This window comes from Actinophytocola sp., from assembly GCF_036402745.1.
In the GTDB taxonomy this organism is placed as follows: Bacteria; Actinomycetota; Actinomycetes; order Mycobacteriales; family Pseudonocardiaceae; genus Actinophytocola.
In genome coordinates, this window is record NZ_DASWSJ010000363.1 from 1 (window position 1) to 7,599 (window position 7,599).

The window sequence follows — 7,599 nt, forward strand, 5'->3', positions numbered from 1 at the left end:
GTCTACCGCGATGCGGGCGACGGCGTGCGGGTTCCGTTTCGCAGGGTGGAACTGACGAACGGCGAGCACGTCGACCTGTACGACACTTCTGGTCCGTATACCGACTCCAACGCGACCATCGACGTCCAAAGTGGACTTCCCCAGCTCCGTGCGGAGTGGATCGCCGCACGTGAACCGGTGAACGGCGCCGTGACCCAGCTGGCTTACGCCAAGGCCGGGATCATCACGCCGGAGATGAGGTACATCGCGGTCCGCGAGAACATGGACCCCGAGTTCGTCCGGTCCGAGGTGGCGATCGGGCGGGCGGTCATCCCGCTCAACCGCAAGCACCCCGAAGCCGAGCCGATGATCATCGGCAAGAAGTTCCTCGTCAAGATCAACGCGAACATCGGCAACTCCGCCGTGACCTCGTCGATCGAGGACGAGGTCGACAAGCTCGTGTGGGCCACCCGCTGGGGCGCCGACACGGTCATGGACCTCTCGACCGGCAAGCGCATCCACTCCACCCGCGAGTGGATCCTGCGCAACTCCCCCGTCCCGATCGGCACCGTCCCGATCTACCAGGCGCTGGAGAAGGTCAACGGCGACCCCGCCAGCCTCACCTGGGAGATCTACCGGGACACCGTCATCGAGCAGTGCGAGCAGGGCGTGGACTACATGACCGTGCACGCGGGCGTGCTGCTGCGCTACGTGCCGCTGACGGCCAGGCGCATCACGGGAATCGTGTCCCGCGGCGGCTCGATCATGGCCGCCTGGTGCCTCGCGCACCACCGGGAGTCGTTCCTGTACACCAACTTCGTCGAGCTGTGCGAGATCCTGCGCGAGTACGACGTGACGTTCTCCCTCGGCGACGGGCTGCGGCCGGGCTGCATCGCCGACGCCAACGACGAGGCGCAGTTCGCCGAGCTGCGCACGCTGGGCGAGCTCACCCATATCGCCCGCGAGCACGACGTGCAGGTGATGATCGAGGGCCCCGGCCACGTGCCGATGCACAAGATCGCCGAGAACGTCCGCCTGGAGGAGGAGCTCTGCGGCGAGGCGCCGTTCTACACGCTCGGTCCACTTGCGACGGACATCGCACCGGCCTACGACCACATCACCTCGGCCATCGGCGCGGCGCAGATCGGCTGGGCCGGCACCGCGATGCTCTGCTACGTCACGCCGAAGGAGCACCTCGGGCTGCCCAACCGGGACGACGTGAAGACCGGGGTGATCACCTACAAGATCGCCGCGCACTCCGCCGACCTCGCCAAGGGCCACCCGCACGCGCAGGAGTGGGACGACGCGTTGTCCAAGGCCCGCTTCGAGTTCCGCTGGACCGACCAGTTCAACCTCTCGCTCGACCCGGACACCGCGCGCTCGTACCACGACGAGACGCTGCCCGCGGAACCGGCGAAGACCGCGCACTTCTGCTCGATGTGCGGGCCGAAGTTCTGCTCGATGCGGATCACCCAGGACGTGCGCAAGTACGCCGAGGAGCACGGGCTGTCCACCGTGGCCGCGATCGAGGCCGGGCTGGAGGAGATGTCCGAGCGGTTCCACGAGCACGGCGACCAGGTCTACCTGCCGATCGTCGAGAAGGCGGCCGACGAGTAGATGACCGCCACGCCGCCACGGGTGCTCACCATCGCCGGGTCCGACTCCGGCGGTGGTGCGGGCATCCAGGCCGACCTGCGCACGTTCTTCGCCTGCGGGGCGCACGGGATGACCGCGGTCACCGCGGTCACCGTGCAGAACTCGCTGGGCGTCCGCGGGGTCACCACGATCCCGCCCGAGGTCGTGGCCGCCCAGATCGAGGCGGTCGCCGACGACATCGGCGTGCAGGCGGCGAAGACCGGCATGCTGGCCACCGCGGAGATCATCGCCGCGGTGGCCAAGGCGTGCGACAACGTCCACATCGGACGCGACGGCCGGATCCCCTTCGTGGTGGACCCGGTAGCCGCGTCCATGCACGGCGACCAGCTGCTGCGCGACGACGCGATGGCCGCACTGCGCACCGAGCTGTTCCCGCGCGCCACGCTGGTCACACCGAACCTCGACGAGGTCCGGCTGTTCACCGGCATCACGGTCACCGACCGGGCCGGCGCCCGCGAGGCGGCCCGGGCGCTGCACGCGCTCGGTCCACAGTGGGCACTGGTCAAGGGCGGGCACCTGCACGACGACCCGGAGTGCGTCGACCTGCTCTACGACGGCTCGACGTTCCTGGAGCTGCCGGCCGCGCGGGTGGACACCAAGCACACCCACGGCGGCGGCGACACGATGGCCTCGTCGATCACCACGGCGCTGGCGCGTGGCCTGGACGTACCGGCCGCGGTGCGGTTCGGCAAGGCGTTCGTCACCCGCTCGGTCCAGCACGCCTACCCGCTGGGCGGCGGGGTCGGCCCGGTCTCGCCGTTCTGGCGGCTGGCGCCGATGGACCTCGGCGGGGAGGACGAGAGCTGGCCCACCTTCGGCCGAAAGTCCTGAGCACCGACCTCGTGGCGTTTACGCTGTCCTGACGTCGGAGGTGGCTAGTCGGGGAGGGGGCCGGTGGTGCGGACCCGCGTGCGTGCTCTGGTCGAGCACAAGCGCTTCCAGCAGTTCATCATCTGGGTGATCGTGGCGAACGCGATCACGCTCGGCCTCGAGACCTCGACCCACGTGACGGCGAACTTCGGCGGCCTGCTGCACGTCGCCGACCGGGTCATGCTCTACGTCTTCGTGACGGAGCTGGCCTGCCGGCTCTACGCCTACGGCTGGCGGTTCTTCACCGACTCGTGGAGCGTGTTCGACTTCCTCATCGTCGGCATCTCGCTGCTGCCGGCGACCGGGCCGTTCTCGGTGCTGCGCGCGTTGCGGATCCTGCGGGTGCTGCGGCTGGTCTCGGCGGTGCCGGCGATGCGCCGGGTGGTGTCGGGCCTGCTCGCGGCGGTGCCCGGGATGGCGTCGATCGGCGCTCTGCTCGGGCTGATCATCTACGTCGCCGCGGTGATGGCCACCAAGCTGTTCGCGCACATCTCGCCCGAGTTCTTCGGCGACCTCGGCACCACGTTGTTCACCCTGTTCCAGGTGATGACCGGCGAGGCGTGGCCGGACATCGCCCGGGACGTGATGGTCCAGGCGCCGCTCGCGTGGATCTTCTTCGTCGTCTACATCCTCGTGTCGAGCTTCGCGGTACTGAACCTGTTCATCGCCGTCGTGGTGAGCGGCATGGAGGACCAGGTCACCGACGATCTGGCGGAGGCCGAGGAACGCAACGCCGCCACCCAGGCCGCCTCGGACGCGACGCTCCTCGAGGAGCTGCGCGCCCTCCGTGCCGAGGTCGCCGCCCTGCGCCGAAAGCCGGACTCCGGCTAAGGCCTGTCTCGTAGATCATCGGGTGAAGTCCCGCGCCGACCACCGGAACCTCGGGGGACCGTGACGGCACCCAGCCACCACCCACCTCGATACCCGCACTATTCGCCGGGACCCAACGCACACTGTTAATCCCGGGGAGGCGGACTAGTTGCCGAAGGCGGTGAGGACGAGGTCGGCCACGGCGGCGTGGTGGGCGATGTCGGCCCGCCTGCGGGTGATCCTGTTGGTCAGGTAGGCGAAGGCGAGCCGGCGGTCGGGGTCGGCCCAGGCGAGGCAGCTGTTGCTGCCGTTGTGGCCGAACGCGCGCGGGTTGCTGCGCCGGCCCATGGGGCTGATGGCGCCGGGGAGGTGCCCCGGGCCACCGAGCTGGAAGCCCTCGCTCCAGCGGATGGGCTGGCGCGCGTAGCTGTCGATCACCCCGTCGCTGGTCGGTTCCAGGAGTGGCGCCAACGTCGTCGGGCTGAGGAGGTCGCCACGCAGCAGGGCGTCGTAGAAGGACGCCAGGTCTCGGGCGGTCGTCGAGATCCCGGCGGACGGGATGATCGCCGCGCGGGTCCGCGGGCGGTTGACCACGGCGTTGACCAACGCACCGGCCGGACCGGCGGCCCGCAGCGGCACGTGCCGCGGCCACAGCTCGTCCCGCAGGCCGAGGTGGGTGTCGCGGACGCCCAGCGGGTCCAGCACGAGCTCGCTCATCAGCTGCCGCACCGGGGTGCCGGTGACGCGCCGGGCCAGCTCGCCCAGGATGAAGCCGAAGCCCAGGAACTGGTAGGCCGGCACGGTCCCGGGGGTCCACCGCAGCGGGGCGTGCTCGAGCCGGTGGACGGACCGGGCCCAGTCGGTCATCGCGCGGATGTCGCCCAGCGTGCTGCCCGCGGTGGCGAGGCCGGAGCGGTGCCGCAGCACCTGGCGGACGGTGACCGCGGCCTTGCCCCGCCCGGCGAACTCCGGCCAGTGCGCGGCGACGGGATCGTCGAGGTCGAGCACGCCGCGTTCGGCGAGCTGGTGCACCAGGACCGCGACGTAGGGCTTGCTCGCCGAGAACGTCCAGAACAGGTCGTCCGGCGCGCAGCCGAACGACCGGTCGACCACGGGCACCCCGTCGCGGAGGACGTGGAGCTGGGCTGCCCCGCCGCGGACCCGAAGGAGCGCGTCCAGCTCGGCGATCACCTCGGCGGGCTCGAAGCCTGGGCCCAGAACCGCTGCGGCACCCGGCCCGCGGCCCTCGCCAGCCGCCCGCCGTTGACCGCGTGGCGCATGGCGGCGGCCATCTTCTCCGGGTCCTTCGCCCGCGTCACCGACGTCGCCAGCAGCACCGCCGCGCAGCCGAGCTCCATCGCCAGCGCCGCGTCCGACGCCGTGCCGATGCCCGCGTCGAGGATCACCGGCACACCCGCGCGGGCCACGATCAGCTCGATGTTGTGCGGGTTGCGGATGCCGAGACCGGTGCCGATGGGCGAGCCGAGCGGCATCACCGCGGCGCAGCCGGCCTCCTCCAGGCGCAGCGCGAGCACCGGGTCGTCGTTGGTGTAGGGCAGGACCGTGAAGCCGTCGCCGACCAAGGTGGTGGCCGCGTCGAGCAGCTCCACCGGGTCCGGCAGCAGCGTCCGGTCGTCGGCGACGACCTCGAGCTTGACCCAGTCGGTGCCCAGCGCCTCCCGCGCGAGCCGTGCGGTGAGGACCGCCTCGGCCGCGGTCCGGCAGCCCGCCGTGTTGGGCAGCGGGTCGATGCCCAGGCGCCGCAACAGCTCCAGCACACCGGTGCCGCCGTCGGCGTCGACGCGCCGGATCGACACGGTGGTCAGCTCGGTGCCGGACGCGACCAGCGCCCGTTCGAGCACGGCGAGGCTGGTGGCGCCGCCGGTGCCGGTGATCAGGCGCGAGGAGTACTCGCGGTCGGCGATGATCAGTGGGTCGTCCACGTCAGCCTCCCTGGACGGCGGTCAGGATCTCGACGTCGGCGCCGGCCGGCAGCACCGTGCGGGCGTGCCAAGCGCGGGTGCAGACCTCGCCGTCGACCGCGACCGCGATCCCCGCGGCCGGCAGGCCGAGCGCGGTGAGCAGGTCGGCGACCGTGGCGCCCTCGGGGAGGTCGTGCTCGGCGCCGTTGACTCGGACGTTCATCTGGTCACCTTCTCGTCGGGACGTGGCGGGCGGGGTCTGCGGCCAGGACCTCGGCCGGCGGGTCCTCGCCGGCGACCATGGCGCGCACCGCGTCCGCGGTGATCGGGGCGAGCAGCAGGCCGTTGCGGTGATGACCGGCGGCGACGAGCACGCCGGGCTCGAGCATGCCCAGCAGCGGGAGGTTGTCCCGGCTGCCGGCCCGCAGTCCGGCCGCGGTCTCGGTGAGGCCGTACTCGGCGATGCCGGGCACGACGCGCTCGGCGTCGGCGAGCAGGTCCCGCACGCCGCCGACGGTGACCTCGGTGTCGAAGCCGGCCTCGTACTGGGTGGCGCCGAGGACGAGCTCGTCGCCCGCGCGGGGCACGAGGTAGACCGGCCGCGACTCGACGAGCGCGCGGACGGTGTGCCGCGGCGCCAGCACGCCGGGGCGGGCACGCAGGCGCAGGATCTCGCCCTTCACGGGGCGTACCAACCGGTCCAGCGCCGGGTGTAGCCCACCGCTCCACGCGCCGGCCGCGATGACCGTTGTGCCGGACCGGATCCCGCTGCCGTCCGCCAGCTCGACCTCACCCGGGTGGACCAGTGTGGCCCGCCGGCGGTCGAACGTCACCCCGGCCCGCGCGGCGGCGTCCATGAGGTGGCGTAACAACTCCCGGTTATCGACGGCCAGGTCGCCGGGCACGAAGAGTCCACTTCGGACACTCGGGCCGATGGCCGGCTCCCGCTGCCGCAGGTCCCGCCCGGCCAGCCGGTCCACCGCGCGCCCGAGCGAGGCGAGGTGGTCGGCGAGGATGTCGAGCTGGGCGGCGTCGGCGGCATCCAGCGCGGCGACGACCGTGCCGTCGGTCCGTAGCTCGACGCCGAGGTCGGCGGCGTAGTCCGGCCAGCGGTCGAGGGAGGCGCAGCCCAGCTCGAGCAGGTCCTCCTCGCCGGGCCAGGACTCGGTGACCGGGGCGAGCATGCCTCCGGCGACCCAGGACGCGCCGCGCGCGGGCGCCGGGTCGAGGAGGGTCACCGGCGTGTCGGCCGCCAGCCGCCACGCGATGGACAGCCCGATGACGCCGCCACCCACGACGACGGTTCCGCTGTAGCTCAAGGCACATCACGCTCCCTGCGCCGGCATGATCCGGATCAGGTTCGACGGTCGGGATCGGCGGATCCCCTCTCAGCCCGGTACCTCCGGACTCCCGTGCGGACCACCTCCACCGTAGCGCACCGGATAGCGTGGGCGGGTGCCTGGACTTGACGGAGAAGCGATCCGGCGGCGGTTGGCGGACGCGCGGTTGTACCTGTGCACCGGGGATCGGCCGGACCTGGCGGAGTTCGTGGAGGCCGCGCTCGCGGGCGGGGTCGACATCGTGCAGCTGCGGGACAAGCGCGCCGGCGTGCCCCTGGAGGCGGCGTTCGAGCTGCGCGCCCTGACGGTCATCGCGGAGGCGTGCGCGCGGCACGGCGCCCTGCTGTCGGTGAACGACCGCGCCGACGTGGCGCTCGCCGCCGGGGCCGACATCCTGCACCTCGGCCAGGACGACCTGCCGGTCTCGTGGGCCCGCCGCGTGCTCGGCGACGAGGTGGTGATCGGCCGCTCGACCCACGACCTCGACCAAGCCGCCACGGCAGCCGACGAGCCGGGCGTGGACTACTTCTGCACGGGCCCGTGCTGGCCGACCCCGACGAAGCCGGGCCGCTCCGCGCCGGGCCTCGACCTGGTCCGGAAGACCGCCGCCTCGGGCACGACCCGCCCCTGGTTCGCGATCGGCGGCATCGACGAGGCCCGCTTGCCGGAGGTACTGGAGGCGGGCGCGTCCCGGGTGGTGGTGGTCCGAGCCATCACAGAGGCGGCGGACCCCCAGACCGCCGCCGCACGCTTGGCAACCGCCCTCCACTGAGCCCTCCGCTGACCCCGCCGGCCGCTCCCGGCTGCTCCGGCGCTCTCCCGCCGCCGAGTTGTCCACAACCCGCCGACTTGTCCACAAGTCGATCTTGCGACCCCTGTTTCGTCGGTACCCACCGATAGACTGGCGCTGAGGGGTGCCCCCGGAGTGGGTGGGGGCTTTACGTTTCTGGCGTTCTGCACGTGCGCGCGAGTACGCGTGGGGTCGTGGTGGGGCAAGCGCACGTTCGGGTGGATCGGGGCGG

8 protein-coding genes and 1 riboswitch are annotated in these 7,599 nt (G+C 72.1%); of the genes, 4 read left to right on the plus strand and 4 right to left on the minus strand.

From position 1 onward, the window contains the following. The 3 genes from thiC to VGD70_RS32500 all read left to right on the plus strand — a co-directional run. Positions 1-1,596: phosphomethylpyrimidine synthase ThiC (thiC, locus tag VGD70_RS32490; RefSeq protein ID WP_331088180.1), on the plus strand; the 1,596-nt coding region annotated here is incomplete at its 5' end. After that, positions 1,597-2,466 carry a bifunctional hydroxymethylpyrimidine kinase/phosphomethylpyrimidine kinase gene (gene thiD, locus VGD70_RS32495; protein ID WP_331088182.1) on the plus strand — a complete coding sequence of 290 codons (870 nt, stop codon included), beginning with the start codon at positions 1,597-1,599 and terminating at the stop codon, positions 2,464-2,466. It begins immediately after the preceding gene. A gap of 66 nt (positions 2,467-2,532) precedes the next feature. Then, positions 2,533-3,336, plus strand: a complete 804-nt coding sequence (locus VGD70_RS32500; protein ID WP_331088193.1) for an ion transporter — start codon at positions 2,533-2,535, stop codon at positions 3,334-3,336. A gap of 144 nt (positions 3,337-3,480) precedes the next feature. On the opposite strand, the gene VGD70_RS32505 is transcribed toward VGD70_RS32500, so the two are convergent. The 4 genes from VGD70_RS32505 to thiO all read right to left on the minus strand — a co-directional run bounded on the left by VGD70_RS32505 (position 3,481) and on the right by thiO (position 6,556). After that, a complete protein-coding gene (locus VGD70_RS32505; protein ID WP_331088184.1) occupies positions 3,481-4,506 on the minus strand; it encodes a serine hydrolase domain-containing protein in 1,026 nt (341 codons plus the stop codon). Beyond that, positions 4,503-5,258: a thiazole synthase gene (locus VGD70_RS32510; RefSeq protein ID WP_331088186.1), complete on the minus strand. Its 756-nt coding sequence runs from the start codon at positions 5,256-5,258 to the stop codon at positions 4,503-4,505. The genes VGD70_RS32505 and VGD70_RS32510 overlap by 4 nt, the downstream gene beginning before the upstream one ends. A 1-nt stretch (position 5,259) precedes the next feature. Continuing rightward, positions 5,260-5,460 (minus strand): sulfur carrier protein ThiS, encoded by a 201-nt coding sequence (gene thiS / locus VGD70_RS32515; protein WP_331088188.1) that lies wholly within the window; start codon positions 5,458-5,460, stop codon positions 5,260-5,262. Between the two features lie 4 nt (positions 5,461-5,464). Beyond that, positions 5,465-6,556, minus strand: a complete 1,092-nt coding sequence (gene thiO / locus VGD70_RS32520) for a glycine oxidase ThiO (RefSeq protein ID WP_331088189.1) — start codon at positions 6,554-6,556, stop codon at positions 5,465-5,467. After that, positions 6,552-6,661: riboswitch (TPP riboswitch) on the minus strand. (Overlaps the previous gene by 5 nt.) 31 nt (positions 6,662-6,692) lie before the next feature. On the opposite strand from thiO, the gene thiE reads away from it, so the two are divergent. Further along, a complete protein-coding gene (gene thiE, locus VGD70_RS32525; protein ID WP_331088191.1) occupies positions 6,693-7,349 on the plus strand; it encodes a thiamine phosphate synthase in 657 nt (218 codons plus the stop codon). Positions 7,350-7,599 lie beyond the last annotated feature (250 nt).

Excerpts from the sequence above, each read along its gene's own strand:
- thiD (WP_331088182.1), top strand. The coding sequence starts at position 1,597 with ATGACCGCCACGCCGCCACGGGTGCTCACCATCGCCGGGTCCGACTCC.
- thiS (WP_331088188.1), bottom strand. The coding sequence starts at position 5,460 with ATGAACGTCCGAGTCAACGGCGCCGAGCACGACCTCCCCGAGGGCGCC.